21 protein-coding genes are annotated in these 25,778 nt (G+C 68.2%); 7 read left to right on the forward strand and 14 right to left on the reverse strand.

The window, feature by feature from the left end; genetic code table 11:
• Positions 1 to 213: 213 nt before the first annotated feature.
• The 4 genes from AC3A6X_RS28685 to AC3A6X_RS28700 are packed head-to-tail and all read right to left on the reverse strand — an operon-like array spanning position 214 to position 4,494.
• A complete protein-coding gene (locus AC3A6X_RS28685; RefSeq protein ID WP_487845339.1) occupies positions 214 to 1,032 on the reverse strand; it encodes an ABC transporter permease in 819 nt (272 codons plus the stop codon).
• A gap of 17 nt (positions 1,033 to 1,049) precedes the next feature.
• Positions 1,050 to 2,306: an ABC transporter permease gene (locus AC3A6X_RS28690; protein ID WP_487845340.1), complete on the reverse strand. Its 1,257-nt coding sequence runs from the start codon at positions 2,304 to 2,306 to the stop codon at positions 1,050 to 1,052.
• Positions 2,307 to 2,312: 6 nt separating this feature from the next.
• On the reverse strand, positions 2,313 to 3,341 hold the full coding sequence (locus tag AC3A6X_RS28695) for an ABC transporter substrate-binding protein (RefSeq protein WP_487845341.1): 1,029 nt from the start codon (positions 3,339 to 3,341) through the stop codon (positions 2,313 to 2,315).
• A 58-nt stretch (positions 3,342 to 3,399) separates the two neighbouring features.
• Positions 3,400 to 4,494 carry an ABC transporter ATP-binding protein gene (locus AC3A6X_RS28700; RefSeq protein WP_487845342.1) on the reverse strand — a complete coding sequence of 365 codons (1,095 nt, stop codon included), beginning with the start codon at positions 4,492 to 4,494 and terminating at the stop codon, positions 3,400 to 3,402.
• A 241-nt stretch (positions 4,495 to 4,735) separates the two neighbouring features.
• Between AC3A6X_RS28700 and AC3A6X_RS28705 the strand changes: the two genes are divergently transcribed.
• Complete coding sequence (locus tag AC3A6X_RS28705; protein ID WP_487845343.1) at positions 4,736 to 6,169, forward strand: aminotransferase-like domain-containing protein; 1,434 nt, start codon at positions 4,736 to 4,738, stop codon at positions 6,167 to 6,169.
• A gap of 7 nt (positions 6,170 to 6,176) precedes the next feature.
• Here AC3A6X_RS28705 and AC3A6X_RS28710 read toward each other — a convergent pair whose 3' ends face one another.
• The 3 genes from AC3A6X_RS28710 to AC3A6X_RS28720 form a co-directional block, all read right to left on the reverse strand.
• Positions 6,177 to 7,358 carry an MFS transporter gene (locus AC3A6X_RS28710; RefSeq protein WP_487845344.1) on the reverse strand — a complete coding sequence of 394 codons (1,182 nt, stop codon included), beginning with the start codon at positions 7,356 to 7,358 and terminating at the stop codon, positions 6,177 to 6,179.
• A 44-nt stretch (positions 7,359 to 7,402) separates the two neighbouring features.
• Positions 7,403 to 7,807 carry a DUF6632 domain-containing protein gene (locus tag AC3A6X_RS28715; protein ID WP_487845345.1) on the reverse strand — a complete coding sequence of 135 codons (405 nt, stop codon included), beginning with the start codon at positions 7,805 to 7,807 and terminating at the stop codon, positions 7,403 to 7,405.
• A 137-nt stretch (positions 7,808 to 7,944) separates the two neighbouring features.
• Complete coding sequence (locus AC3A6X_RS28720; protein WP_487845346.1) at positions 7,945 to 8,856, reverse strand: LysR family transcriptional regulator; 912 nt, start codon at positions 8,854 to 8,856, stop codon at positions 7,945 to 7,947.
• A 109-nt stretch (positions 8,857 to 8,965) separates the two neighbouring features.
• Between AC3A6X_RS28720 and AC3A6X_RS28725 the strand changes: the two genes are divergently transcribed.
• From AC3A6X_RS28725 to AC3A6X_RS28740, 4 genes are read left to right on the forward strand one after another with little or no spacing between them, the layout of a single operon-like run.
• Positions 8,966 to 10,348, forward strand: a complete 1,383-nt coding sequence (locus AC3A6X_RS28725) for an acyclic terpene utilization AtuA family protein (protein WP_487845347.1) — start codon at positions 8,966 to 8,968, stop codon at positions 10,346 to 10,348.
• Entirely contained in the window at positions 10,345 to 10,767 is a 423-nt protein-coding gene (locus AC3A6X_RS28730; RefSeq protein WP_487845348.1) for an AtuA-related protein, read from the forward strand. Before AC3A6X_RS28725 ends, AC3A6X_RS28730 begins: the two co-directional genes overlap by 4 nt.
• On the forward strand, positions 10,764 to 11,729 hold the full coding sequence (locus AC3A6X_RS28735; protein WP_309973564.1) for a Bug family tripartite tricarboxylate transporter substrate binding protein: 966 nt from the start codon (positions 10,764 to 10,766) through the stop codon (positions 11,727 to 11,729). The genes AC3A6X_RS28730 and AC3A6X_RS28735 overlap by 4 nt, the downstream gene beginning before the upstream one ends.
• 38 nt (positions 11,730 to 11,767) lie before the next feature.
• Entirely contained in the window at positions 11,768 to 13,954 is a 2,187-nt protein-coding gene (locus AC3A6X_RS28740) for an alpha/beta hydrolase domain-containing protein (protein ID WP_487845349.1), read from the forward strand.
• Between the two features lie 395 nt (positions 13,955 to 14,349).
• Here AC3A6X_RS28740 and AC3A6X_RS28745 read toward each other — a convergent pair whose 3' ends face one another.
• Positions 14,350 to 15,747: an FAD-containing oxidoreductase gene (locus tag AC3A6X_RS28745; protein ID WP_487845350.1), complete on the reverse strand. Its 1,398-nt coding sequence runs from the start codon at positions 15,745 to 15,747 to the stop codon at positions 14,350 to 14,352.
• Positions 15,748 to 15,948: 201 nt separating this feature from the next.
• Here AC3A6X_RS28745 and AC3A6X_RS28750 point away from each other — a divergent pair, with 201 nt between their 5' ends.
• Positions 15,949 to 16,470, forward strand: coding sequence for an N-acetyltransferase family protein (locus AC3A6X_RS28750; RefSeq protein ID WP_487845351.1), 522 nt, complete (start codon positions 15,949 to 15,951; stop codon positions 16,468 to 16,470).
• Between the two features lie 18 nt (positions 16,471 to 16,488).
• On the opposite strand, the gene AC3A6X_RS28755 is transcribed toward AC3A6X_RS28750, so the two are convergent.
• Genes AC3A6X_RS28755 through AC3A6X_RS28765 form a run of 3 tightly spaced genes read right to left on the reverse strand, consistent with a single transcriptional unit; the run spans position 16,489 to position 19,575 of the window.
• The gene (locus AC3A6X_RS28755; protein ID WP_487845352.1) at positions 16,489 to 17,253 is read right to left on the reverse strand and encodes a GntR family transcriptional regulator; all 765 of its coding nucleotides are present in this window, start codon (positions 17,251 to 17,253) and stop codon (positions 16,489 to 16,491) included.
• 59 nt (positions 17,254 to 17,312) lie between these two features.
• Complete coding sequence (locus AC3A6X_RS28760; protein WP_487845353.1) at positions 17,313 to 18,071, reverse strand: aspartate/glutamate racemase family protein; 759 nt, start codon at positions 18,069 to 18,071, stop codon at positions 17,313 to 17,315.
• Positions 18,072 to 18,084: 13 nt separating this feature from the next.
• Positions 18,085 to 19,575 carry an NCS1 family nucleobase:cation symporter-1 gene (locus AC3A6X_RS28765; protein WP_487845354.1) on the reverse strand — a complete coding sequence of 497 codons (1,491 nt, stop codon included), beginning with the start codon at positions 19,573 to 19,575 and terminating at the stop codon, positions 18,085 to 18,087.
• Between the two features lie 177 nt (positions 19,576 to 19,752).
• Between AC3A6X_RS28765 and AC3A6X_RS28770 the strand changes: the two genes are divergently transcribed.
• Positions 19,753 to 20,061 carry an acylphosphatase gene (locus tag AC3A6X_RS28770; protein ID WP_487845355.1) on the forward strand — a complete coding sequence of 103 codons (309 nt, stop codon included), beginning with the start codon at positions 19,753 to 19,755 and terminating at the stop codon, positions 20,059 to 20,061.
• A gap of 1 nt (position 20,062) precedes the next feature.
• Here the strand turns inward: AC3A6X_RS28770 and AC3A6X_RS28775 are convergent, their stop codons facing one another.
• Genes AC3A6X_RS28775 through AC3A6X_RS28785 form a run of 3 tightly spaced genes read right to left on the reverse strand, consistent with a single transcriptional unit; the run spans position 20,063 to position 25,710 of the window.
• Positions 20,063 to 21,127 carry an adenylate/guanylate cyclase domain-containing protein gene (locus AC3A6X_RS28775; RefSeq protein ID WP_487845356.1) on the reverse strand — a complete coding sequence of 355 codons (1,065 nt, stop codon included), beginning with the start codon at positions 21,125 to 21,127 and terminating at the stop codon, positions 20,063 to 20,065.
• A complete protein-coding gene (locus tag AC3A6X_RS28780; protein ID WP_487845357.1) occupies positions 21,120 to 21,461 on the reverse strand; it encodes an Hpt domain-containing protein in 342 nt (113 codons plus the stop codon). Before AC3A6X_RS28780 ends, AC3A6X_RS28775 begins: the two co-directional genes overlap by 8 nt.
• Before the next feature lies 1 nt (position 21,462).
• The gene (locus AC3A6X_RS28785; RefSeq protein WP_487845358.1) at positions 21,463 to 25,710 is read right to left on the reverse strand and encodes a GAF domain-containing protein; all 4,248 of its coding nucleotides are present in this window, start codon (positions 25,708 to 25,710) and stop codon (positions 21,463 to 21,465) included.
• Between the last annotated feature and the right edge of the window lie 68 nt (positions 25,711 to 25,778).

Here is a 25,778-nt window from a genome sequence, read left to right on the forward strand (position 1 = left end):
CGGGCGCGGATGGCGAAAAGGGCGAGCGCGGGCCTGGGGGCCGATGGCTCACACATCTGTACGCCAAACTGTATACAGTTAATGGACGCAACCCTATGGCGGAAAACCCCGAGGCCTGGGCGAGTCCGCCCTTGCTACTGCGGCGAAAGAATGAACGTGGGGTGCGCTGCGGCAGGCGGACCCGACGTATCCAGGTCCATGCGTGAAGCTGGTTCAGCGGCGGCGGCCGCGCAGCCATTCGAGCACCAGCAGCAGGCTGGTGGTGAACAGGATCAGCAGCGTCGCGACGGCGGCGATGGTGGGCGAGATGTTCTCGCGGATGCCGGTGAACATCTGGCGCGGCAGCGTGACCTGGTCGGGCCCGGCCAGGAACAGCGTGACCACCACCTCGTCGAAGGAGGTCGCAAAGGCGAACAGCGCGCCCGAGATCACGCCCGGCGCGATCACCGGCAGCGTGATGCGCACGAAGGTGTTGAAAGGCGTTTCGCCCAGGCTCAGCGAGGCGCGCACCAGGTTGTGGTTGAAGCCGGCCAGCGTCGCCAGCACGGTGGTCAGCACGAAGGGCGCGCCCAGCGCGGCATGCACCGCGATCAGGCCGAGGTAGCTGTCGGCCAGCCCGATGGGCGCGAAATAGAGGTACGTGGCCACGCCCACCACCACGATTGGCACCACCATCGGCGAGATCAGCACGCTCATGAGCAGGCCCTTGAACGCGAATTCGGTGCGCGACAGGCCCACTGCGGCGAGTGTGCCCAGCACGGTGGCGAGCACCGTCGCGGCGGGCGCGACGATGAAGCTGTTGCGCGCCGCCCGCGCCCATTCCGGCGATTCGAACAGGTGGCGGTACCACTTGAGCGACCAGCCGGGGATCGGGTAGGCCAGGAAGGAGCTGTCGGAAAAGGACAGCGGGATCACGACCAGGATCGGTGCCAGCAGAAAGGCGAGCACCGCCACGCAGCCGGCGCGCACCGCCCACCAGCCGAGCTTGTCGGCGAAGGTGGCGTAGGCGGGAAATTCGGGAAGCTTCGGCATGCTTGTCTTTCGTGCGCTCAGCCCAGGCTCAGGTCGGCCTTGCCGACGCGGCGGTACACGGCATAGAGCACCAGCGTGGCGGCCAGCAGCAGGGCGCCGAGCGCGCAGGCCATGCCCCAGTTGATTTCGACATTGGTGTAACGCGCGATGTAGTAGCTCAGCATCTGGTCGTCGGCGCCGCCCAGGAGTGCCGGTGTCACGTAATAGCCGATCGCTAGGATGAAGACCAGCAGCGCGCCGGCACCGATGCCCGGGTAGGTCTGGGGCACATAGACGCGGAAGAAGGCCGTCAGCGGCGGGCTGCCGAGCGAGACGGCTGCGCGCACGTAGGTCGGCGGCACGCTTTTCATGACGCTGTACAGCGGCAGGATCATGAAGGGCAGCAGGATGTGGACCATCGAGATGATCACGCCGGTGCGGTTGAAGAGGAGCGCCAGCGGGTGGTCGATCAGCCCGATGCCCATGAGGCCGCGGTTGACCAGCCCTTCGGACTGCAGCAGCACGATCCAGGCCGCCACGCGCACCAGGATGGAGGTCCAGAAGGGCACCAGCACCAGGATCATCAGCACGTTGGCCTTGCGCGCCGGCAGCGTCGACAGCCACCACGCGAGCGGGTAGGCGAGCAGCAGGCAGAAGAAGGTGACCACGGCGCTGATCTCGAAGGTGCGCAAGAGGATGCCGCCGAAGGCGCGCTGGTCCGGCGGCATGCGCTCGACGCTGCCCGAGGCGTCGCGCCGCAGGTCGACCGAGGCCAGAAGGTAGTCGGGCGTCCAGCGCGAGCCGTTCTTGGCGATCGCCTGCCAGTAGGGCACTTCGCCCCAGCGCGGGTCGATGCCCAGCAGGCGTGCCTTGATTTCCTCCGGCGTGCCGGTGATCGGCAGCGCGCGGTAGGCACTCATCACGAGCGAGCGGGCGCCGGCGATCTCGGTGTTGAGCCGGCGCGCCAGCGCCCCCGCGTCGGCGCTGTCGGGCAGCTGGCCGAGGTCGGCCGCGATGGCGGCATAGGCCTGCGGCGCGGGGGCGTCATGGCGATTCCAGCCGTCGAGCGCGCGCACCGTCCGGGGCAAGGCATTGGCCACTTCCGGGTTCTCCACCGCGCGCTGCAGCAGCGCCACGATCGGCACCAGCAGCGTCAGCAGCAGGAACAGCAGCAGCGGCAGCGTGAGTGCGAACGCGCGCCACTTGCGGCGCGCCTCGGCCCGCGCCAGGGCGCGCCGAAGCTCTCGTGGCGGTGCCTCTGCCGGGAGGTGGGAGGCGAGCGTTGCCGCGTGCATGGCTGCTTACTGCGTCGCCCAAGAGGCGAAGCGCTTCTCGAGCGCCTCGCCCTGGTCGGCCCAGAAGGCGACGCTGAACTGGATGCCTTCCTTGGCGTTGGCGGCGGAGGTCGGCAGGTCGTCCAGAATCTTCTTGTCGAGCGACGCCAGCGCCTTGGTGTTGGTTGGGCCGTAGGCGATGTTCTGCGCATAGACCGCCTGCGTTGCGGGCTGCATGGCGAACTGGATGAACTTGAGCGAGGCCTCCTTGTTGGGCGCGCCCTTCGGAATGACCCAGTAATCGAGGTCGTAGATACCGCCCGGCCAGAAGATCTTCAGCTTGCGGCCTTCGCGGTTGGCGGCGTCGATGCGGCCGTTGAAGACGGTGGTCAGCACCACGTCGCCGGCCACCAGGAACTGCGGCGGTTGCGCGCCGGCCTCCCACCACTGGATGTTCGGCTTGAGTTCGGTGAGCTTCTTGAAGGCGCGGTCGGCGCCCTCCTTGGTGGCCAGCACCTTGTAGACATCGGCCGGCTTCACGCCGTCGGCCATCAGCGCGAACTCGAGGTTGTAGCGCGCGCCCTTGCGCATGCCGCGCTTGCCCGGGATCTTCTTCACGTCCCAGAAATCGGCCCAGGAGGTGGGGGCCGTCTTGAGCTTCTCGCCGTTGTAGGCCATGACGGTGGACCACACGAACACCCCGACGCCGCATTCGGTGACGGCGGCCGGCAGGAAGTCCGCCTTGTTGCCGATCTTCGCGTAGTCCAGCTTCTCGAACAGGCCTTCGTCACAGCCGCGCGCAGCGTCGGGCGACTCGACCTCGACCACGTCCCAGGTGACCTTCTTGGTCTCGACCATGGCCTTGATCTTGGCCTGCTCGCCGTTGTATTCGACCGGGATGACCTTGGTGCCGGTCTTTTCATAGGGCTCGTAGTAAGCCTTCTTCTGGGCATTGGCGTTGGCGCCGCCGAAGTTGACGACGGTGATCTGCTGCTGCGCAAATGCCGGCAGCGCGAGCACGGCGGCCACGACGAGGGCGAGGCGGGTCTTTTTCATGGAAGGAAGATTCCTTGTGGGTTGGCGGTGGCAGAAAAAAGAAGGGATGCGAAGGCGCTCATGCCGCATAGATGCGCACGTGGTCGACCGGGAACCTGAGCCAGACTCGCTCGCCGCTTTGCGGCGGTGCGGCGCCCTGCAGGCCGCTCAGCGGCAGCTTGACCGTGGCGTCCGCCTGGCCGCCGCCGATGGTGCACAGCAGCCGCAGGTGGTCGCCGAAGTAGATGACGCGTGCCAACTCGGCCTGGAGCACCTCGGGGTCCGCTGCCTCGACCTGCCGCTGCAGCACCACGCGTTCGGGGCGGATGCAGGCCTCGACCTGGGCGCCTGCCGCCGCGCCGCTCACATTCAGGCCGGTCAGTACGCGGCCGTCGGGCAGCGCCATCTCGGCACAGTTGCCGCCGCTGCGCAGCACGCCCTTGAGCACCGTGTTGTCGCCGACGAAGCCGGCGACGAAACGGTTGGCCGGCTTCTCGTACAGCTGCTCCACCGTGTCGAGCTGCTGGATCACGCCTTCGTTGAACACGGCGACGCGGTCGCTCATGGTGAGGGCTTCGCCCTGGTCGTGCGTCACGTAGACGAAGGTCACGCCGAGCTGGCGATGCAGTTCCTTGAGCTCGATCTGCATGTGTTCGCGCAGCTGCTTGTCGAGCGCGCCGAGCGGTTCGTCCATCAGCACCAGCTGGGGCTCGAACACCAGGGCGCGCGCCAGCGCCACGCGCTGCTGCTGGCCTCCGGAAAGCCGGCCGGGCAGCCGGTTGTCCATGCCGCGCAGCTGCACCATCTCGAGCGCGCGTTTCACGCGGCGCTGCTGCTCGTCCTTCGGCACCTTGCGCACCGTGAGCGGGTAGGCCACGTTCTGGCCCACGCTGAGATGCGGGAACAAGGCGTAGTTCTGGAACACCATGCCGAAGTGCCGCTTGTGCGGCGGCGTGCCGGTGATGTGGCGGCCGTCGAGCAGGATGTCGCCGGAGGTCGGCGACTCGAAGCCCGCCAGCATCATCAGCGTGGTGGTCTTGCCAGAACCCGAAGGCCCGAGCAGGCTCAGGAATTCGCCGCGGTGGATGTCCAGGTCGAGCTGGCGCACCACCAGCTGTTCGCCGTCGTAGGTTTTCTGGACGCGCTGGAAGCGCACCAGAGGTTCTTGGGTCATGGCGGTGTTCAAGGATGGGTCGATCAGCGCAGCGCGGCGAAACTGTCCGCCGGCAGCGCCGGGTCTTCGTCTACTAGCAAGTCGGATGCCGTCGGTGGAATGGGAATGGCGGCACTTTAGGTTTCGCAAGCCGGCGCGGCCATGTACAGCCGGAGCGCCGATTCGGCGGACTGTACTGGTCTTGTATCCTGTACATACTTTCCTCCATGTGGTGCAGACCGGTCTGCCCAGGCTTCCTCCGATGCTCATTCTTCGCCCCGAACTTCCAACACCTCTGGTCAGCCAGATCGTGGAGGGGCTGCGCGGGTTGATCGGCACCCAGAGACTCAAGGCCGACAGCAAGCTGCCGTCGATCCGCGCCTTCGCCGCCGCCCACGGCGTCAGCGTCTTCACCGTGGTCGAGGCCTACGACCGGCTGGTGGCCCAGGGCCTGCTGGTGTCGCGCGCCAACGCGGGATTCTTCGTCAAGCGGCGCAGCGAGGAGGGCGCCGCCGGTGCGACCGGTACGCCGCGCGCCGACCCGCGCTTCGACGCACGGTGGTACCTGCAGCAGATCTTCGAGAACCGCAACCTGCAGCTCAAGCCGGGCTGCGGCTGGCTTCCGCACGACTGGCTGTTCGAGGATGGCATGCGCCGCAGCCTGCGCCACCTGTCCGCCGGCGGCACCGACATCGGCGGCTACGGCCTGCCCTTCGGGCACATGGCGCTGCGCATGGCGGTGGCGGAATCGCTCTCGGAGCGCCAGATCGTGGTCGACGCCGCGCAGGTGCTGCTGACCCAGGGCTCCAGCCAGGCGCTGGACCTGGTGGCGCGCCGGCTGCTGAAGCCGGGCGAAGCGGTGCTGGTGGATGACCCCGGCTATCCCAATCTGATGTTCATGCTGCGCTTCCTGGGCGTCCAGCTCATCGGCGTGCCGCGCACGCCGACCGGCTACGACCTCCCGGCATTGGAGGCGCTGCTGGCGGTGCATCGGCCCAAGGCCTTCTTCACGCAGCCGCGGCTGCAGAGCCCGACTTGCTCGACGGCTTCCCTGCCGCAGCTCGTGCGGCTGCTGGAACTCGCCCGGGCGCACGATTTCATGCTGGTCGAGAACGACATCTACGCCGACATGGACGCGTCGATGCGGCCCTCGCTTGCCAGCCTGGGGCAGTTGCGCGAGGTCGTCTACGTGAGCAGCTTCTCGAAGACCATTTCGCCGAACATCCGCGTCGGCTATGTCGTCGCCAGGCCCGAACTGCTCGAAGACTTGGCCCAGCTCAAGATGGTCTCGGGACTGACCTCCTCGGACATCACCGAGCGGCTGGCCTTCGGCACCGTGACCGACGGCCGCTGGCGCAAGCATCTCAAGTCGCTGCGCGACCGGCTGGGCCGGGCACAGGCCGGCGTGGCGCGCCGGCTGGACGCACTGGGCTTCGAGCTGTTCCATGAGGCATCGGCGGGGATGTATCTGTGGGCCCGGCATCCGGACATCGTCGACAGTGCCGAACTGTCTACGCGCGCGGCCGCCGAGGGCATCATGCTCGGCCCGGGGCAGTTGTTCCTGGTCAATCCGCGTCCGACCGGCTGGCTGCGCTTCAATGTCGCGTTCAGCGAGGACGAGCGGCTCTGGAGCTTTTTGGGCCGCAGCATCGAACAGCAGCAGTGCCGCGAGTTGTCGCAGCAGGTCGAGGGGTGAATGCGCCTCAGCCGACCCCTCCGGCGAGTCGGGCTGCTTCCGGCAGGGATTTCAGCCGCAGCATCGCCAGCGTTCCCAGCGCGGGACCCGGCGCGAGCAACACGAACACCCACCGCCATCCAAAGGCTTGTGCGACCACCGGGATCAGCCAGATCGTCACGCCCGTGAGGACGAATCCGACAGCGAGTTGCAACGTCAACGCCGTTCCGACATAGGACGGATCCGCAAGTTCGGTGACCATCGCGGAGAACTGCGCCGAGTCGGCCACGACCGTGAAGCCCCACACCAGTGCGACGACGAGCAGCAGCCATGTGGAAGAGCCGAACAGCAGGCCCATCAGGATGCAGCAGCAGCCGGACAGGCTCATCATGAGCGCGGTCGTCCGGGTCCTGCCCCAGCGGTCTCCCAGGATGCCGCCGACCCAGCAGCCCAATGCCCCGACGGCAATGACCGCAAACGTTGCAAACGCGGCAGCCGAGCCACCTGCGACACCCCGTGCCGCCAGCGCCTCGGAAAAGAACAGGAGGAACCAGGCGTACATGGCGAACAACTCCCACATGTGGCCAAAGTAGCCCATGGAAGCAAGCCGGACGCCGCGGTTGCCGAAGACGCGCCAAATCTGCCTGGGGTCGAATGTTGCCTTCGGAAATGGGAAGGTGCCCTCCCTCACGGCGAACGCCGCGATCAAGCCGCCTGCGAGCGTGAGAGCGGAAGTCAGGTGGATCACCACGCGCCAATCCAGCCCGCCCAGACCATTGATGAGATGGGGCATCGCCTGCCCCAGGACGATCGCGCCCACGAGGATGCCGAGTGCGACTCCGCGGTCCCTGCGAAACCATGTGGCCATCAGCTTGAGGGCTGGCGGGTACACGCCCGCCAGGAAAAAGCCTGTGGCGAAGCGCAGCGCGATTCCGATATCGCCCGCCCCGGCAAGGCCCAGCAGTGCGTTCGCGGCGCCAGCGCCGATCGTTCCGCCCAGGATCACACGCCTGGGCGAGACCATGTCGGAAACATTCAGGGCACTCGAAACCAGCGCACCGCACACGAAGCCGAGTTGCACGGCGATGGTCAGCCAGGCGGTGGCGTCAGCGGAAAGCGCCCACTCCTGCCGCAGCTGGGGCACCACTGCGGAAGCCGAGAACCAGGTCGTCATCGAAAGGACGAGGGCGACGGCGAGTACTGCCAGCATTCGCCAGCGCGCGGGACTTTCCCCTTCGAGCGCGTCGTGGTGTCTCAAGCCGCAACCCGGGCGAACTTGAACGCAAGGGCCCGAGGAGACAGCCAACCCAGCACCGCGGCGACAAGGAACAGCGCGAGAACGTCCCCATAGAGGTGGCCGATGTGCTGCGTGTTGGTCACGGACTGCACGGCCATGGTGGCGCCATGCGCGACGCTGGACCAGATGGTGAAGGAAATGAGGCTCAGGTGCCGCTCGGGGTCGCGCGCGGCAAGGAGCAGAAAGACGCCCAGCGTGGCGTAGATCGCGATGATCATCTGAAGGTATTCGGACTGCCCGGAGGCGTGCCATGCCCAGCCTGAGGGCCAGAGGAGGGTGAGCGGGTAGACGCCCACGATGAACACCACCCCGAATACGCGGAGCGCCAGCCGGAGGTACTTGAGACGGTCGAAATCGTCCATGGGGCTCTCCTGGTCACGTGTCGCTTGCGCGGCGTGATGGCGGTGGCTCGTGGACCCACCTGGACTCCCTGGCGCATTCTGCCTCTTCGACCCTCGACGCACATCCCTCCAATGTGGGGGACTCGAACCGCCCGTCCTCAGATCGACAGCGACCCCAGCCGCTCCACCACCATGTCATGCAGCCCTTGCGCCGCCGCCGACAGGCTGCCCTCGCGCCGCTGCACCACGTAGATGCGCCGCGTGAGCTGGGGCAGCGGCAGCGGCCGGATTGCGATGGTCTCGCGCCTGAACTGGTAGAGCGTGAGCGTGGGCACCACGCTGATGCCGAGGCCGGCCTCGACCATGCCCATCACGGTGGCCAGTTGCTCGACCTCCAGCACCGTGTTCATCGCCAGCGGATGCAGCGCGACCTCGAGCGCCTGCCGCACGCTGCTGTTGCGCGTCATGTGGATGAAGGCGTAGGGCTGGAGCTTGCGCAGCGTGAGCCGGCGCTCGGTCGCCAGCGGATGGTCGGCCCGGCACACCAGGTGGAAACGATCGGTGCATAGCACGCGCATGCGCAGCTCGGCGCTGTCGGCCGCGCGGCTGCCGACCGCCGCCAGCGCGAAGTCGGCCTGGCCGCCGCGCACGAGGTCGATGCAGGCGTCCGACAGCTGGTCGCTCAGCGCCAGCTCGATGCCGGGCCATTGCGCGTGGAAGTCCGAGAAGAGCGCGGGCAGCCAGCCCGCTGCCAGCGAGGGCAGGGCGGCGACGTGCACGCGGCCCTTGCGGCGCTCCACGTGGTCGCCCAGGTCGCCGATCGCGCGCTCGACGTCGGCCAACAGCCGTCGCGCCGAGGCTTCGAACAGGCGTCCCTCCGGCGTGAGCTGCACGCTGCGCGTGTTGCGGTCGAACAGGCGCGTGCCCACCTCCTGCTCCAGCTGGCGGATCAGCGTGCTGAAGGCCGGTTGCGACAGATGGCAGGCCTGCGCGGCGCGCGTGAAGTTGGGCAGGTCGGCCAGCGCGACGAAGGCGCGCAGCTGGCGGGTGGAGAGTTCCGTGGCTGCCATGTGTCTTCTATGTGGTGAATTGATCTGGAATTCGAATGAGCCGATCCGAAGTTTCGATTTTACGGATGACTGAGGAATGCCTACATTCGCATCACAACCCGAGACAAGCATGAGTTCTTCCCCTGCATCCTCCCTGCTGATCGGCTGCGCCGCCGGCTTCTCCGGCGACCGCACCGATGCCGCCGGCCCCGTGGTGGACACCCTGATCGCCCGGCTCGCGGGCGGGCCCGCGGGACAGCGCGCCTTCCTCATCTTCGAAACGCTGGCCGAGCGCACGCTGGCCCTGGCCCAGCTGCGCCGCCGCGCCGACCCCGAAGCCGGCTACGAGCCGCTGCTCGACGCGATGCTGCGGCCGGTGCTGGCGCGCTGCCTCGCGCACGGCATTCGCATCGTCAGCAACTTCGGTGCCGCCAACCCGCGGGCGGCGGCGCGCCACATCGCCCGCCTGGCCCGCGAGCTCGGTGCCCCCGCGCCGCGCATCGCGGTGGTGGAGGGCGACGATCTCTCGGGCAACGAGCACCGCTCGCTGCTGCGCGAGCGGCTGGGCGCGGCGATGGACGGCATGCGTGTGGTCAGCGCCAACGCCTACATCGGCGCGGAGCCGATCGCCGCGGCCCTCGATGCCGGCGCGCAGATCGTGGTCTGCGGGCGCGTGGCCGATCCTTCGCTCACCGTCGGGCCGGCGATGTCGCATTTCGGGTGGCGCGCCGACGACTGGCAGCGCCTGGGCCGCGCCACCATGGCCGGCCATCTGCTCGAATGCGGCGCGCAGGTCTGCGGCGGCTACTTCGCCGACCCGGGCTACAAGGACGTGCCGGGGCTGGATGCGATCGGCTTCCCCATCGCCGAGATCGATGCCGACGGCGGCTGCACGCTGGGCAAGGCCGAAGGCACCGGCGGCTTCGTGAGCGAGGCCACGGTCAAGGAGCAGCTGCTCTACGAGGTGCACGACCCGGCCGCCTACCTCACGCCCGACGTGGTGGCCGACATCGGCGAGGCCGAAGTGCGCGCCGCCGGCGCCGACCGCGTGGCGCTGTCCGGCGTGCGCGGCCATGCGCGGCCGGCGCAGTACAAGGTCAACGTCTGCTACGAGGGCGGCTGGCTGGCCGAGGGCGAGATCTCCTATGCCGGCGCGCGCGCCGAGGCACGGGCCCGGCTGGCGGCCGACATCCTGCGCAGCCGGCTCGCGGGGCTTGCGCTGCGCGTCGATCTGATCGGCGCCCTCAGCATCCTGGCCGACGACGGCGGCCGCGCCCTGGCGGCCGCGCCCGCGGGCGAGGCGCGCGACGTGCGGCTGCGGGTGGCCGCGGTGCACGACGAGCGCGCGCAGGCCGAGCGGCTCACGCGCGAGGTGATGGCGCTCTACACCTGCGGCCCGGCCGGCGGCGGCGGCGTGCGCACCGCGCTCACGCCGCGCCTCAACACGCGCTCCTGCCTGCTGCCGCGCGAGCAGGTGCCGGTGCGCTTCGAGATGCTGGAGGAGCAGGCATGACCCATCAAACGCATCGCGTCCCATTGTTCCGCGCTGCCCATGGGCGCACCGGAGACAAGGGCGACCGTTCCAACATCAGCGTGATCGCCTGGCATCCAGAGCTCTACCCGCTGCTGGTCGAGCAGATCACGCCCGAGGCGGTGGCCGCGCAGTTCCGCCATCGCGCGCCCAGCGGTGTGCAGCGCTTCCTGCTGCCGCGCCTTCATGCCATGAATTTCGTGCTCGACGGCGTGCTCGACGGCGGCGTCAACGACGCGCTCAACCTCGATGCGCATGGCAAGGCGCTGTCCTTCCTGCTGCTGGACATGACGCTGGAGGTGCCTGAAGCGCTGCTGCACCGCCTCGCGGGCCCCCCGAAGGCTGAGCGTCGAATCCCCTTTTCACCCATTCAACGACCCCAAGGAGACAAGCAACCATGATCCGATCGTCATCCCTTCCGCTGGTCCTCGCCGCGCTGCTCGCCGCGGGCAGCGCCGCGGCGCAGGGCTATCCCGAGAAGCCCATCACCTTCGTCGTGCCCTTCGCGGCCGGCAGCGCGACCGACCAGATCGCCCGCGCGCTGGGCAACGGCGTGACGGCCGAGGCGAAGCAGCCGGTGGTGATCGACAACAAGGCCGGTGCCAGCGGCTTCATCGCCTCGCAGCAGGTGGCCAAGGCCGCGCCCGACGGCTACACCGTGCTGATCACCACCAACACCACGCACGCGGCCAACGAGCACCTGTTCAAGAAGCTGCCCTACGACCCGGTGAAGGACTTCGCCCCCGTCGCCGCCTTGGGCAAAGGCGGCCAGATCATGGTGGTGCGGCCCGACTTTCCGGCGAAGACGGTGGCCGAGTTCGTCGCGCTCGCGAAGAAGGACCCGGGCAAGCACAGCTTCGGCAGCGGCAGCTCGTCCAGCCGCATGGCGGGCGAGCTGCTGCAGCAGCTGGCCGACATCAAGCTGCTGCACGTGCCGTACAAGAGCAACCCCTTGGCCGTGACGGACCTGCTGGGCGGCCAGATCGACATGATGATCACCGACACCGCGACCGGCCTGCCTCAGGTCAAGGCCGGCAAGCTGCGCGCGCTCGGCGTCTCCGGCGCGAAGCGCTCGCCGCTCGCGCCCGAGGTGCCCACCATCGCCGAGGCCGGCGTGAAGGGCTACGAGATGGGCTACTGGTTCGCCGCCTACGCGCCCGCGAAGACGCCGCCCGCGGTGGTGAAGCGGCTCAACGAGTTGCTGGTGAAGGCCGCGAAGAGCGAGGCCGCCAAGACCGCCTTCTACGACCCGACCGGCACCGAGGTGTTCACCAGCACGCCCGAGGAGCTCGCGAAGTTCCAGGCCGGCGAGTCGCAGAAGTGGGGCCGCATCGTGAAGGCGGCCGGCATCGAGGCCGAGTAAGCGGCCGGACGCTCTCGCACAACAACCAGGAGACAAGCATGCAAAAAACCCAGGAGGCGCGCCGCCGGCGCGCACTCTTCGCCGCCGCATGGGCGATCGCGACACTGACACTGAGCGCCTGCGGCGGAGGCGGTGGTGGCGGCTTTTCCGGATTCCTGCCGGTGGCGACCACCCCGGCACCGGCCGCGGCCACACCGCAGACGAAGCTCGCCATCAGCGCCACCGCCGACTACCCCGGCAGCTTCGGCAGCGTCGGCGCCTACGAGCAGCTCACCGGGACGATCAGCGGCGAGCTCGATCCCAAGGACCCCAAGAACGCGATCATCCAGGACCTGGAGCTCGCGCCCGTCAACGCCCGTGGCATGGTCGAGTACAGCGCCGACTTCGTGATGCTCAAGCCCAAGGACATGAGCAAGGCCAACGGCGTGCTGCGCTACGACGCGCCCAATCGCGGCAACATCCTGACGATGCCCAACTTGGCGGCAAACCCCAGCGACGCGGAGTACTTCGAGCGCGGCTATGTGTGGATGTTCTCGGCCTGGCAGGGCGACGTGCCCAAGAGCACGCCGCAGCGGCTCACCGTGACGGTGCCGGTGGCGAAGAACAAGGACGGCTCCTCGATCACCGGGCCCTACGCCACCGAGCTGATCGCCTCGGTGGCCACGCCCTCGATCGCGCTGCCCGGCGGCGTGTTCAACGGCAGCATGATCCCCTATGCGCCGGCGAGCATGGACAACACGCAGCCCGGCTACCAGTTGACACGGCGCGTGAACGAGACCGACCCTCGCATCGCCATTGCGCCCTCGGACTGGAAGTTCGCCAACTGCGACGCCGCCGCCAACCCCTTCCCCGGCACCGCCGACCCGGCGCGCGTGTGCCTCATGGGCGGCTTCCAGCCCAACCAGCTTTACGAGCTTCAGTACGTTGCCAAGGACCCGAAGGTGATGGGCGTGGGCCTCGCTGCGCTGCGCGACACCATCAGCTTCTTCCGCTCGGCGGCGGCCGATGCGGCCGGCACGCCGAACCCGCTCGCCGGGAAGATCGCCCACACCATCGGGCAGGGCACCTCGCAGTCGGGCAATGCGATGAAGACCTTCCTGCACCTGGGCTTCAACCAGCGGCTGGACGGCGGCAAGGTCTTCGACGGCATCTTCGCGCACGTGGCGGCACGCCAGACCAACATCAACACGCGCTTCGCGGTGCCGGGCGGCGGCGGGGGCTTGCGCACCGACCACCGCGCCTTCGGGCAGACCGCGCCGCGCGGCCTCGCCGCCGACTACGTCGACGCCGTCTCCGGCCGCAGCGGCGGGGTGATGAAGCGCTGCACCGCCACCGCCTCCTGCCCCAAGTTCTTCCTGGGTCTCTCGGGCACCGAGTTCTGGCAGCTGCAGGGCTCGCCGGTGCTGACCGACGCCAACGGCTTCGCCGACCTGGTGCAGCCGGCCAACGCGCGCATCTACTACTACGGGAGCACGCAGCACGGCAGCGGCACCGGCGGGCTGGCGACGGGCATCAACTTCAACCCGGCCGCCACCGTCTATCCCGCCGGCTCGATGGTGGACTTCGCCGACACCTTCCGCGCGCTCTTCATGGACATGGAGGACTGGGTGGTGAAGAACACCGCGCCGCCCGCCAGCCAGGTGCCCAAGGTGGCCGATGGCACGTTGGTGCGGCCCAGCCAGCTGTTGTTCCCGACCATCGCGGGCCTCAGCTGGCCGCCGGCCGGCGGCACGCCGGCGGCGATCCCGGTCTTCAGCTACCTGGCGCGCTACAACGGCTTTCCCCTGCTGGACTACGGGCCGCAGTACCGGCCGGAGGACGAGTCCGGCATCCCGACCGTCGTGCCGCCTTCCTACATGGGCAAGGACTACGCGATCCTGGTGCCGCAGGTCGATCCGGGCACCGGCCTCACCCGGGCCGGCATCCGCAGCGTCGACGTGCAGGCGCCGCTGGGCACCAGCCTCGAGTTCAACTACGTGGCGACCCCCGGCATCGTCGACCTGGTCAACCTGACGGGCAGCTTCATCCCCTTCCACAAGACCGAGGCGGCGCGCACCGCGGCGGGCGACACGCGGCCTTCGATCGAGTCGCTGTACGGCACCCAGGCCGGCTACCTGTCGGCCGTGACCAGCGCGGCCAACAGCCTGGTGGCGCAGCGCTTCCTGCTGCAGCGGGATGCAGACCGCCGCATCCAGCGGGCGCAGGCCAACCCTGTGCTGCCGTGAGGCCGACGCCTCGTCTTTCAGGTGTTTCCTGGAAGTACTTCTGTCGCGGCTTGTAAACGACGGCTAGTACCTAAGTTTTCGAATTGGGAGGCCGCGCCAGCGGCCTTGCCCTTTGACGTCGCTCGGGGACCACGGATGCCTGTTTGACGGGCACTCCGTCGGAGCGCGCATGGGGCCTCGCACGGATGAGTTGCCCTTGGACTTTTCCACAACGTTATCCACCTGCCCGGGGGATAAATTTCCCTCTGGAAGCGCGTCGCAAAGGGGGCCGGCGGCCGGACTTAGCCACATGCGCGGCTAACAAATAATTCACGGGCTGACAAGGCGCGTTACCGAGCAAAGACACAGGCTTGACTTCTCGCGGCGGCTGCCCGCTGCGGCAGAAATCGCGAGCTTCAGGTCCGCGCGGGCGCTGCCTCCAGCGGCCGCAACGCGCCCAGCACCGTCGGCAGCAGCTCCGACACCGTCGGATGGATGAACACGGCGCGCTGCACGGTCGACACGGGCTGGCGCGCGTACATCAGCGTCAGCAGCGCATGCACCGCCTCGTCGGCCTCCACGCCCAGCAGCGTTGCGCCCACCAGGTGCTTCGTCTGCGCATCCACCAGCACGCGCAGGAAGCCCTGTTCCTCGCCCTTCTGCACGGCGCGGCCGACCCTGGACATGGGCCGCTCGCCGATCAGGGTCGGCCGCCCCGAGGCCAGCGCCTCGCCCACCGTGATGCCGATGCGCGCCAGCGGCGGATCGGTGTAGAGCGCATAGGCGGGAATGCGGTCGCTCACGCGCCGCGGATCGTCGTCCAGCAGGTTGGCGGCGACGATCTCGAAATCGTTGTAGGCGGTGTGCGTGAAGGCGCCGCGGCCGTTGCATTCGCCCAGCGCCCAGATGCCTGCCGCCGCGGTGTGCAGCTGGTCGTCGACCTCGATGAAGCCGCGCTCGTCGACCTTGACGCCGGCGCGGTCCAGCCCGAGGTCGTCCGTGTTCGGCTGGCGGCCGGTTGCGTTGAGCACGTGCGTGCACAGGAACTCGTCCTTGTCATCGCCGCAGCGCCAGCGTGCCGCGATGCGCTCGCCTTCGCGCCGCAGCGCGAAGCACTCGCTCCTGGTGCGGATCTCGACGCCCTCGCGTTCCAGGATCTCCTGCAGGGTGCGCGCCACGTCGGCATCCTCCCGCGGCACGATCTGCGCGCCGCGCTGAATCACTGTCACGCGCGAGCCGAAGCGCCTGAACATCTGGGCGAACTCCAGTCCCACGTAGCTGCCGCCGACCACGCCCAGGTGCTCGGGCAGGCGGTCGAGCGCCATGAGCGACGAGTTGTTCAGCACGTCGACGCCGTTGCGGATTTCGGGCGCCAGCTCGCTCGCGCGTCCGCCCACGTTCACGAAGACACGCTCGCTGCGCAGCAGGCGGTCGCCCACGCGCACCACGCCGGGTTCCTCGAATCGCGCATGGCCCTCGATGACCGTGACGCCCGGCATGCCGCGCAGCCACTTCTCGACGTTCTCGCTCGAACGGCCGGAGATCCGGCCCTTGCGCGCCATCACCGCGGGAAAGTCCACCTCGGCCTTGCCCTGGATCGAGATGCCGTAGTCCTCGCTGCGATGCAGCAGCGCCGCCACGTGCGCGCTGGCCACCATCGCCTTGGTCGGGATGCAGCCGGTGTTGACGCAGGTGCCGCCGAAGCGGTGGCGCTCGACCACCGCGACGCGCCAGCCAGCCTGCGAGAGGCGGTCGGCCAGCGCGGGGCCGGCCTGGCCGCTGCCGATGACGATGGCGTCGAATTGCTCGTCCATGTGCAGCTCCTTGGAAGCGCGCAGTGTCTCAGGCCGGCGGCCTCTTGGCGAGCGCGGCGGTGGCCTTTTCCGTGCAAACTCGGGCGCTCCATCGCCATCGAACCCCATCTTTCCCGATGCCAACGCCGCCGGCCGGATGCTCTACGAGAAGCTCGCGAAGCACCTGGGATTCATCGTCTACACGAAAGAGCTGTGAGCGCCATGAACTTCGTCACCTGCACGCACGACGCCCATGCCGGCGCCATCCTCGAGATCTTCAACGACGCCATCGTCAACTCCACCGCGCTCTACGACTACAAGCCTCGCACGCCCGAGAACATGGTCGGCTGGTTCAAGACCAAGGAGGCGGGGCGCTTCCCCGTGATCGGTGCGGTCGACGACAAAGGCGAACTGCTCGGCTTCGCGAGCTACGGCACCTTTCGCGCATGGCCGGCCTACAAGTACTCGGTCGAGCATTCCGTTTATGTCCACAAGGACCATCGCGGCAAGGGCCTGGGGCGGGTCCTCATGCAGGAACTGATCGCGGCCGCCAGGGCGCAGGAGGTCCACGTCATGGTCGGCGCCATCGACCTGGCCAACAAGGGCAGCATCGCGCTGCACCAACGGCTCGGCTTCGAGCATGCGGGCACCATCCGGCAGGCCGGCTTCAAGTTCGGGCGCTGGCTCGATGTGGACTTCTGGCAACTGGTGCTGGAGACGCCGGCGCATCCGGTCGACGGTTGATCACGCCCTCGCGCGCCGTCAAGCCAGCAGCGCCTTGACCAGGTCCAGCTGCCGGTCCGGCCCCTGCGTCGTCAGCTGCAGGTTGGCCTCGATGCGCAGCAGGTGCCCGGTCATGCAGGCCACGGCCGCCTCGGCATCGCCGCTGCGGGCGACGCGCAGGAAGTCCGAGTGCTCGTCGGAGGAGCAGTGCGGGTCGTTGGAGGAGTGGTAGAGCATCGCAATGAGCGAGCTGCGCGCCACCAGCTCGCGCACCAGCTCGGCCAGGGTGTGGTTGCCCGCAGCCTCGGCCAGCGCGACGTGGAAGTCGCCCAGCAGCTTCTCGCGCACCGTGCCGGTGGTCGTGGTGGCGCGCAGCGTGGTGCGCTCGAACTGGATGTGCTGCTCCAGCGCGCGGTAGTCGGCGGGCTTGGCCTTGGCGACGAAGAGCCGCACCACCTCGGCCTCGAGGATGCGGCGCACGCCGAAGACCTCGCGCGCCTCTTGCACGCTGGGCTTGGAGACGAAGGCGCCCTTGTCGGGAATCATCTCGATCAGCTTGTCCTTGGACAGCGTCAGCAGTGCCGCGCGGATCTTGGTGCGGCTCACCGCATAGACCCGGCCCAGCGCCTCCTCGCGCAGCCAGGTGCCGGGCGGCAGGCGCTTTTCGACGATGGCGGTGGCGATGTCCTGGGCGATGCTTTCGATGGTCGCGCTCTTGTCGGGTGCGGCGGCGATCGCGGCCGCCTCGGGTTCGGGGCTCGGCGTCGGGAGCGGGGAGGCGGGTGCTTTGGGCGCGCGTGGCATGGCCCGATTGTGGACGAGGCGCGGGGCGCGTTGCGTGCCGCGGCTCCTTCCCACCTTCTTCAGGCGGCGCGCTTGAGCGCCGGCGCCTGCAGGGTGAAGCCTTCCAGCAGGCCCGCGACCGGCTTGGCCGGCGGCAGCGCCAGCTCGCCGCGCTTGCTGGTGGAAAGGCGCAGGTTCACCAGCGACTCGACCAACTGCGTGCCCGCCGCCACCCCGTCGACCACCGGCACGCCCAGCACCTGGCCGATGTGGGCGCACAGGTCGGCCATGCCGGCACAGCCGAGCACGATGGTGTCGCTGCCATCCTCCGCCAGCGCGCGCCGGCATTCGTCGACGATGCGCTCGCGCGCCTTGCTGCCCGGCGCCTCCAGCTCCAGCACCGGGATCTCGCAGGCCCGCACGTTGGCGCAGAAGCGCTGCATGCCATAGGCCTCGGCCAGGTGCCGGGCCTGGCCGATGGTGCGCGCGAGCGTGGTCACCACGCTGAAGCGCGTGCCCACCAGGCTGGCCACGTGCATGGCCGCCTGCGCGATCCCCACTACCGGGCCGTGCGCCAGCTCGCGCGCCGCCTGCAGGCCCGGGTCGCCGAAGCAGGCGATGACGTAGCCGTCGACACCCTCGCGCTCGCCCGCCGCGATCTCCTGCAGCAGGCCGGGCACGGCCAGCGCCTCGTCGTAGTGGCTCTCGATGGAGGCCGGCCCCATCGCCGGGCTGACCGCCACGATCTCGGTGCCGGGCCGCGCGACCGAGCGCGCGCAGGCACCGATCTTCTCGGTCATGCTCCAGGTGGTGTTGGGGTTGATGATCTTGATGCGCATGGGAGGTCGTCAGTCAGGGCTTGCGGTTGAGAAGGGCGTAGATCACGAAGCCCAGGCCCATGCCGATGAACCAGGCATAGTTGGCGGCGCCACGCCAGGCGGGGATGAGCACGCACAGGATCGGGATCAGCGCCGAGGGGATCATGGTCCACACGGCCTTCATGTTGTAGCCCTTGGTGTACCAGTAGCGGCCCTTGGGGTTCAGCGTGTAGAGCTCGTCGACCACCACGTGCTGCTTTTGCACCAGGTAGAAGTCCGCGATCAGGATGCCGAACAGCGGGCCGATGAAGGAGCCCAGGATGTCCAGCGTGTAGTGGATCACCTCGGGGTTGTTGTAGAGGTTCCAGGGCGTCAGGAAGATCGAGCCCACCGCGGCGATCATGCCGCCCGTGCGCCAGCTGATGTGCTGCGGCGCCACGTTCGAGAAGTCGAAGGCCGGCGAGACGAAGTTGGCCACGATGTTGATGCCGATGGTGGCGATCATGAAGGTCAGCGCGCCCAGCACGACGGCGGTGGTGCTGTCGATCTTGCCCACGGTGTGGACCGGGTCGGTGATCAGCTCGCCGAAGACCGGCAGCGTCGCGGCCGTGGTGATCACCGTCAGCAGCGAGAAGAACACGAAGTTGATCGGCAGGCCCCAGAAGTTGCCCTTCTTCACTGCGTCGAAGCTCTTGCCGTAGCGCGAGAAGTCGCCGAAGTTGAGCATCGGCCCGCTGAAGTAGCTCACCACCAGCGCGATGGCCGACAGCATCACCGGCAGCGCGTCCCAGCCCTGGAACTTGACGCCGCCGAGGTTCAGGTCGATGTTCTTCCAGCCGGCCTTCCACACCAGCCAGCCGCACAGCACCGCCATCACCACGTACACGCCCGGGCCCGCCCAGTCGATGAACTTGCGGATGGCTTCCATGCCGTGCCAGAACACGAAGGCCTGCAGCACCCACATCACCATGAAGGCGACCCAGCCCAGCGTCGACAGGCCGGCGAAGCCGTGCAGCTTGACGTCGGCGTAGGGCGCGAGGTTGGGGAACAGGTGCAGCGCCAGCACCATGAAGGCGGCCGAGGCCAGGTAGGTCTGGATGCCGTACCAGGCCACTGCGATCAGGCCGCGGATGATGGCCGGGATGTTGGCGCCGCGCACGCCGAAGGAGGCGCGGCAGATCACGGGGTAGGGCGTGCCCGTCACCTGGCTGGGCTTGGCCACCAGGTTGCAGAAGAACTGCACGATGCAGATGCCCACCAGCAGCGCCACCAGCACCTGCCAGCTGGACAGGCCCAGCGCGAACAGGCTGCCGGCCGTGATGTAGCCGCCGACGCTGTGCACGTCGGACATCCAGAAGGCGAAGATGTTGTACTGGCCCCAGGTCTGCTTCTTCAGCGGCGCGAGGTCTTCGTTGGTGAGGGCCGGGTCGTAGCCCGGCTTGATGACGGCGTTCGATTCATGGGCATGCGGCGCGGGGCTGGCGAGCGGCAGCTCCACGCTGGCTTGGCTGACGGCGGTGTTCACGGGTTGTCTCCTCGTGGCGGGTGGCGGGTGTCCGGAACAGGGGTGTCCCGGTTCGATGATTGCACCCTATATTTGTATACAAAAAATGGGTGCAATCAAGCGAGAAGTTGGGGAATAGGGTTGGTGTTTACCCGGAGGAGGTCGACAATGGGCCGCCCGAATCAGCGAGAGGCGCGCATGGATCCACAGGACGAGAACGGACCGATCGAGCACCGCCTGGTGCGGGTGCGCGGCATCGTGCAGGGGGTCGGATTCCGGGACGGCTGCATGCGCCACGCGCAGGCGCTGGGCATCGCGGGCTGGGTCCGCAACCGCCGGGACGGCTCGGTCGAGGCGCTGCTGCAGGGCTCGCCGCGGCAGTTGGCGCAGATGTGCGACTGGCTGCGCCACGGCGTGCCAGGCGCGCGCGTCGATGCGCTGGAGCAGACCGCCGTGCCGGCACCGTCGCCGACCCTGGAAGGCTTCGAGGTCCTGCCGACCGCCTGAGTCAATCCTGCCTTGTGTTGTCCAGCGCAGTGACGGCGGCGTACACCTCGACAGGCGCCGCCTTGCCCCGGAACGATGCCGCCCCGAGGGCTTCGACCGGAATGCGTCCACCAAGCGCCATGCAGGTTGCCGGATCGATCAGGATGGTTCGCTTTGCCAGCTTGGTGTGCGCCTCCAGCCGTGCGGCAAGGTTCACCGTGTCGCCGATGCAGGTGTAGGTCGCGCGCTGCTGCGTGCCCGTGTAGCCGGCCACCATCTCGCCGGTGGCGATTCCCACGCCGATGCGGATCGCAGGCTTGTCCGCAGCGATGCGCTCCGCGTTCAGCAACTCGATCATCTCGACCATCTCGAGCGCCGCTCGCACCGCCGCCGCGCTGTGGTCGGGCAGCGGCAGTGGGGCGCCGAAGATGGCCATCAGCCCGTCGCCGATCATCTGGTTCACCACGCCGCCATGGCGATTGATGGCGTCGAACATCAGCGTGTAGTACGTGTTCAGCAGTTCGATCGTCTCTTCGGGCGGCTGCGACTCGACCAGCGCGGTGAAGCTGCGAATGTCGGAGAACATCACCGCGCCCCGCACGCGGCGCCCGCCGAGCGCAAAGCCGGATTGCTGCAGGTCCTGCGCGACCTCGGAAGTGGCGAAGCGGCGCACCAGTTCCTTCTGCTGGTCGCGCAGGTGCTTCTTCTCGAGGCTGGCGCCGATGCGCGCCTTCAGCAGTACCGCATTGACCGGCTTGTGCAGGTAGTCCTCGGCGCCAAGTTCGATGCAGCGCGCGATCGTGGCGACGCCTTCGAGCGACGAGGTCACGATCACGGGCAGGTCGCGCAGCTTCGGATCGGCGGTCAGTTGCTCCAGCACCTGGAAGCCGTCCATCTCGGGCATTTCCATGTCGAGCAGCAGCAGGTCGTAGGTGTCGCGCCGCAGCAGCTCCAGGGCGACGCGTCCGTTCTCGGCGCAGTCGACGCGGTGGCCCTGCAGTTCGAGGCTGCGGGTCAGCAGCAGGCGATTGACCTTGTTGTCTTCCGCCACGAGGAGGCGGGCCGGCGCGTGGCGCAAGTCAACCATGGGCCAGCTCCGTCAGGGCCGCGGCGACCCGGGCGTACTCCAGCGCCAGCGCGTCGAGAGCATTCGATTGCTGCGCGGCCGCCAGGCCGCCGAGCTCCTGTTCGCGCGCCATGGCGCCCAGCGTACGCGCGCCGAAGGTGAGACTGTTCGACTTGAGCGAATGTGCGGCGCGGCGGAAGGCATCCGCGTTTGCCGACGCCGCCGCGTCGCGTAGCGCGCTCAGCATGGCCGGTGCCTCCTCGAGGAACGTTTGCACCAGTTCCTTGACAAAGTCGGCTCCCGCGGCGTCTTGCAGTTCCTTGAAAGTCGCGAGGTCGATGGTCGCACCGGTCATGTCATCGGTCCTTTCGTGCGGGCACGCTGTTCAGCGCTTCCACCAGCCGATCGACGCGGATCGGCTTGGTCAGGTAGTCGTCCATGCCCGCGTCCATGCATATCTCACGGTCGCCCTGCATGGCGTTGGCCGTCATCGCCACGATGCGCGGCCGCTGCGACGCTTCCATCAGCTTGCAGATCTGCCGCGTAGCGTCCAGTCCGTCGAGTTCGGGCATCTGCACATCCATCAGCACCACATCGTAGGCCTGCCGCTTCACCGACTCCACCGCCTCGATGCCGTTGGAGGCGAGATCGGCCCGGTAGCCCATCTGCTGAAGCAGGCGCATTGCGAGCTTCTGGTTCACCGCGTTGTCTTCGGCGAGCAGAATGCGCAGCGGATGGTGTGCTGCCATCGTTGGGTCGATCTGGGGCTTGGCTGCATCGGCGGCTGAGGGACTCACGGGCGTGTCGTGCCCAAGCAGGCTCACCAGCGTGTCGAACAGGTGTGACTGGCGGATCGGCTTGGCCAGGTACGCATCGAAGAGCGATCCGGTGGCATGCGGCTCGTGCCGCCCCAGCGAGCTGAACAGCACGAGCGGCAGCACGGCGTGGCTCGCCCGGATGCGTCGCGCGAGGTCGATGCCATCCATCTCCGGCATGTGCATGTCGAGGATCGCGAGGTCGAAGCGCTCGCCCTGTTCGAGCCAGCGCAAGGCTTCGAACGGCGATTCCGTGTCGCGCGAACGCATGCCCCACTTGCCGGTCTGCAGCGCGAGCAAGCGCCGGTTCGTCGCGTTGTCGTCGACGATCAGCACGCGCCTTCCCTGCAGTTCGGGCTGCACGCCGACATGGTCGCGGCGCTGGCTGGGCGGCAACTTGGCGGTCGGCGCCTCGATGGTGAAGAAAAAGGTCGATCCCTTGCCCGCGCCCTCGCTCTCCACCCACATGCGTCCGCCCATCAGTTCCGCCAGTCGCTTGCTGATTGCGAGGCCCAGGCCGGTGCCGCCGTACTTGCGGGTGGTACTCGAATCGGCCTGCGAGAACGACTGGAACAGGCGGCTCATGCCTTGTGCCGACATGCCGATGCCGGTGTCGCGCACGGCGAAAGTCAGCGCGACCTTGCCGGCAGAGGCGATCCCTGAACTCACTGTCAGCACCACCTCGCCGGCCTCGGTGAACTTCACGGCATTGCTCAGCAGGTTCAGCAGGATCTGCCGCAACCGCGCGAGATCACCGCTGATGGCGGCGGGCACCTCGCCCTCGAACACGTAGGCAATGTCGAGCTGCTTCTCGGTCGCGCGCGTGCTGACGAGGTCGAGTGCCGCCTCCACGCAGTCGCGCAGGTCGAACGGGTGCGACTCGACGTCCATGCGCCCGGCCTCGATCTTCGAGTAGTCGAGGATGTCGTTGATGATGGTCAGGAGCGCATCGCCCGAATCGCGGATCGTTGCGACGTAGTCCTGCTGCTCGGCATCGAGCTTGGTGTCGAGCAGCAGGCCGCTCATGCCGATCACCGCGTTCATGGGCGTGCGAATCTCGTGGCTCATGGTTGCGAGGAAGGAACTCTTCGCTTCGTTGGCGGCCTCGGCCGCGGCGCGCGCTTCCTGCGTCTGGCTGAACATCCGGGCGTTCTGAATGGCGATCACGGCCTGGTCGGCGAAGGTCTTGAGAAGCTCCACCTCGTAGCTGGAGAACGGCCCGGGCGCGCTCCGGGTCACGCTGATCATGCCGATGGGTACGCCCTCGTGCACCAGCGGGACGCCGGCCTGGCTGCGCCAGCCTCTGCGGCGCGCAAGCTCCCGCAATGCATCCGAGACTTCGGCATTCGCCTCGATGTCGTCCAGGAGAAGCGGCTCGGCCGTCACCAGCGGCTGGTAGATGTAGTCCGACGTCAGCGGGGCGGGGAAGTAGCTCCTCAGTGCCCGGTCACCCTTCTCGGTGGTGGGCGTGTACGCAGCAAGATGGATCGACCCGTCGATGAGCCGCAGCAATGTCGCCGAGAACCCGCCGACCAGCTGACGAGCGCTTTGAACGATGGCGCTGAAGACAGGTTGCACGTCGGCAGGCGAACTTGCAATGACCTTCAGGATTTCCGCTGTCGCCGTCTGCCGATCCAGCGCTTCCTGGGTCTGACGGAACAGGCGTGCGTTCTGGATCGCGATCACGGCCTGGTCGGCGAAGGTCTTCAACAGCCCGGCCTCCTGCTCGCTGAAGGGCTGGGGCGGGTTGCGGGTCACGTAAAGCATGCCGATGCCCCGCCCTTCCCACTGCATCGGCGCGAAGAGCTGCGAGTAGTTGCCGGTCCCGAGCATCACCGCGGCGTTGCGCACGCTCTTGGGCGTGTCGGCCCCGTTCAACACGTCGGCGTAGCGCAGCACGCGGTTCTCGCGGATCGCCTGGTGGACCGGCTCCTCGCGCAGCGGCAGCGGAAAGATGCGCGCCACCGCGGGCGCCGACTTGCCGCGGTAGGCCGCGGAGCGCAACAGCTGCTGCTCCTCGTCGACGATCACGATGCCGAGCTCGGAGCTGCGGAACAGGCGAGCGCAGCTCTCCAGGATCTTGTCGAATACCGGCGCGGTGTCGGCCACCGAGCCGCTGATGACCTGCAGGACTTCGGCACTTGCCGTCTGCCGCTCCAGCGCCTGCCTGGTTTCGTTGAACAGGCGCACGTTCTCGATGGCGATCACCGCCTGGTCGGCGAAAGTCTGCACCAGGGCGATCTCCGCCGGCGCAAAAGGCCGCACCTGGTTGCGCAGCAGCGCGATCACGCCGATCGATTGGCCGTCGCGAAGCATCGGCACCGCCAGCACCGTGCGAAAGCCATTGCGCGCCTGGAGCTCGCGCACGTCCGGATATTCGGTGTCGAGCAGGGGAGCGACGTCTTCGACATGCACGCGGCGGCGCTCCAGGAACGCACGGCCGGCGATCGAGCTGGTGCGCAGCGGCAGTTCTACGCCCACCGAGTCGTTGTACGCCGGCCCATAGCTCGTCATCGCGCGCAGTCGCCGATCGACGGCCAGCCATACCCGGCTGCCGTGGGCGTGGCACAGCATGCCGGCACGCTCGGCCACCGTGTCGAGCACAGGCTGCACATCGGTTGGCGAGTCGCTGATGACGCGCAGCACGTCGCTGATCGCGGTCTGGTAGTCGAGGGACTCGCTCAGCTCGGCAGTGCGTTCCTCGAGTTTGTGCAGCGCCTCCTGGGTCGCGTTGAACAGCCGGGCGTTCTCCAGCGCCACGCCCGTGCTTGCCGCCACTGTTTCGAGCAGCCGGACCTCGTTGCTGCCGAAGGCGTATTCGCGCTCGTGGTTCTGCAGCACCATGGCGCCCAGGGCGCGGTCGCTGCCGATGATGGGGACGGCAACGATCGAATGCGCCCAATCGGTTCCCGGTGCCGGGCGCATGCCGAGCCGCGTTTGTTCCTCGCGCGTGTTGATCACGCCGGTGCTGCGGGCGCGGAGAATCCGTTCCGCCGCTTCGCCCGGCTTCAACGGGCGCGCCGGCGGCAGCGGCAGCGGCACGTTGTGCTCGTAGCGGTACAGCGCCTGGACCGTGTCGGTCTTGTCGTCCCACCACATGATGTTCACGTCGCCGGTGGCAAACACTTCCCGCAGCTTGTCACCCACCAGGTTGATGATGGCCTGAAATTCCAGCCCGGCCGCCATGCCCAGCTGGATGCCGTTGATGACCGTGAGTTCGCTGGCGCGCTGCGCGAGCTCGGCCGTGCGCTCGGTCAGCTTGCCTTCCAGGCCTTCACGGCAGCGGATGTTGACCAGGGCCACGCAGGCCTGGTTCGCGAGCATGGCCAGCAGGTCGCGATCCGCATCATGGAAGCGGCCGACCGCGCCTTCGATGTCGGCGTAGAGGTAGCCGATCAGCTTGGGCCGCGCGATCAGCGGAGCGATCAGGCACGAGCGCTGGGCGGCGGGCTCGGCGCCATCGGGCCCGTGCCGCAGGCTTGCAGCGCGGGTGCGGCGGGTTTCGACGAGCCAGGGTCCGATGGCGGCAAGCAGGCCGGCGGCGTCTTCGCCCGGCGGCAGCATCGAGGCGACGATGCGCTGGCCATCGTCGGAGTCGAGCACCAGCAGCACGCGCTGCGCGCCGCTGAGCGCGGTCGCCTCGCCGATCAGGAGCTCGTGCAGCTCACGCTCGCTGCGCACGCCACCGAGGCGCAACCCGGCGCGGACGAGGCGCTCCAGGGGTTCGCGCCGGTGGGTGTCGGCGCGCGGCGCGTGCATCGAGGGTGGCCGGGATCGGGACCTTGCCATGGGGCACCTGCCTCCTGCGATCGGGGTGGACCGGGGGTGATGCGCGAGTGGCGCACACGGAGTGCAGT

It is taken from the genome of Variovorax sp. Soil_C_12 (assembly GCF_057657375.1).

Coding starts and splice junctions, on each gene's coding strand:
- AC3A6X_RS28720 (WP_487845346.1), bottom strand. CDS start 8,856: ATGGCAGCCACGGAACTCTCCACCCGCCAGCTGCGCGCCTTCGTCGCG.
- AC3A6X_RS28730 (WP_487845348.1), top strand. CDS start 10,345: ATGACCCATCAAACGCATCGCGTCCCATTGTTCCGCGCTGCCCATGGG.
- AC3A6X_RS28770 (WP_487845355.1), top strand. CDS start 19,753: ATGGATCCACAGGACGAGAACGGACCGATCGAGCACCGCCTGGTGCGG.
- AC3A6X_RS28695 (WP_487845341.1), bottom strand. CDS start 3,341: ATGAAAAAGACCCGCCTCGCCCTCGTCGTGGCCGCCGTGCTCGCGCTG.
- AC3A6X_RS28785 (WP_487845358.1), bottom strand. CDS start 25,710: ATGGCAAGGTCCCGATCCCGGCCACCCTCGATGCACGCGCCGCGCGCC.
- AC3A6X_RS28705 (WP_487845343.1), top strand. CDS start 4,736: ATGCTCATTCTTCGCCCCGAACTTCCAACACCTCTGGTCAGCCAGATC.
- AC3A6X_RS28685 (WP_487845339.1), bottom strand. CDS start 1,032: ATGCCGAAGCTTCCCGAATTTCCCGCCTACGCCACCTTCGCCGACAAG.
- AC3A6X_RS28775 (WP_487845356.1), bottom strand. CDS start 21,127: ATGGTTGACTTGCGCCACGCGCCGGCCCGCCTCCTCGTGGCGGAAGAC.
- AC3A6X_RS28780 (WP_487845357.1), bottom strand. CDS start 21,461: ATGACCGGTGCGACCATCGACCTCGCGACTTTCAAGGAACTGCAAGAC.
- AC3A6X_RS28690 (WP_487845340.1), bottom strand. CDS start 2,306: ATGCACGCGGCAACGCTCGCCTCCCACCTCCCGGCAGAGGCACCGCCA.
- AC3A6X_RS28745 (WP_487845350.1), bottom strand. CDS start 15,747: ATGGACGAGCAATTCGACGCCATCGTCATCGGCAGCGGCCAGGCCGGC.
- AC3A6X_RS28735 (WP_309973564.1), top strand. CDS start 10,764: ATGATCCGATCGTCATCCCTTCCGCTGGTCCTCGCCGCGCTGCTCGCC.
- AC3A6X_RS28755 (WP_487845352.1), bottom strand. CDS start 17,253: ATGCCACGCGCGCCCAAAGCACCCGCCTCCCCGCTCCCGACGCCGAGC.
- AC3A6X_RS28725 (WP_487845347.1), top strand. CDS start 8,966: ATGAGTTCTTCCCCTGCATCCTCCCTGCTGATCGGCTGCGCCGCCGGC.
- AC3A6X_RS28710 (WP_487845344.1), bottom strand. CDS start 7,358: ATGCTGGCAGTACTCGCCGTCGCCCTCGTCCTTTCGATGACGACCTGG.
- AC3A6X_RS28760 (WP_487845353.1), bottom strand. CDS start 18,071: ATGCGCATCAAGATCATCAACCCCAACACCACCTGGAGCATGACCGAG.
- AC3A6X_RS28750 (WP_487845351.1), top strand. CDS start 15,949: ATGAACTTCGTCACCTGCACGCACGACGCCCATGCCGGCGCCATCCTC.
- AC3A6X_RS28700 (WP_487845342.1), bottom strand. CDS start 4,494: ATGACCCAAGAACCTCTGGTGCGCTTCCAGCGCGTCCAGAAAACCTAC.
- AC3A6X_RS28740 (WP_487845349.1), top strand. CDS start 11,768: ATGCAAAAAACCCAGGAGGCGCGCCGCCGGCGCGCACTCTTCGCCGCC.
- AC3A6X_RS28715 (WP_487845345.1), bottom strand. CDS start 7,807: ATGGACGATTTCGACCGTCTCAAGTACCTCCGGCTGGCGCTCCGCGTA.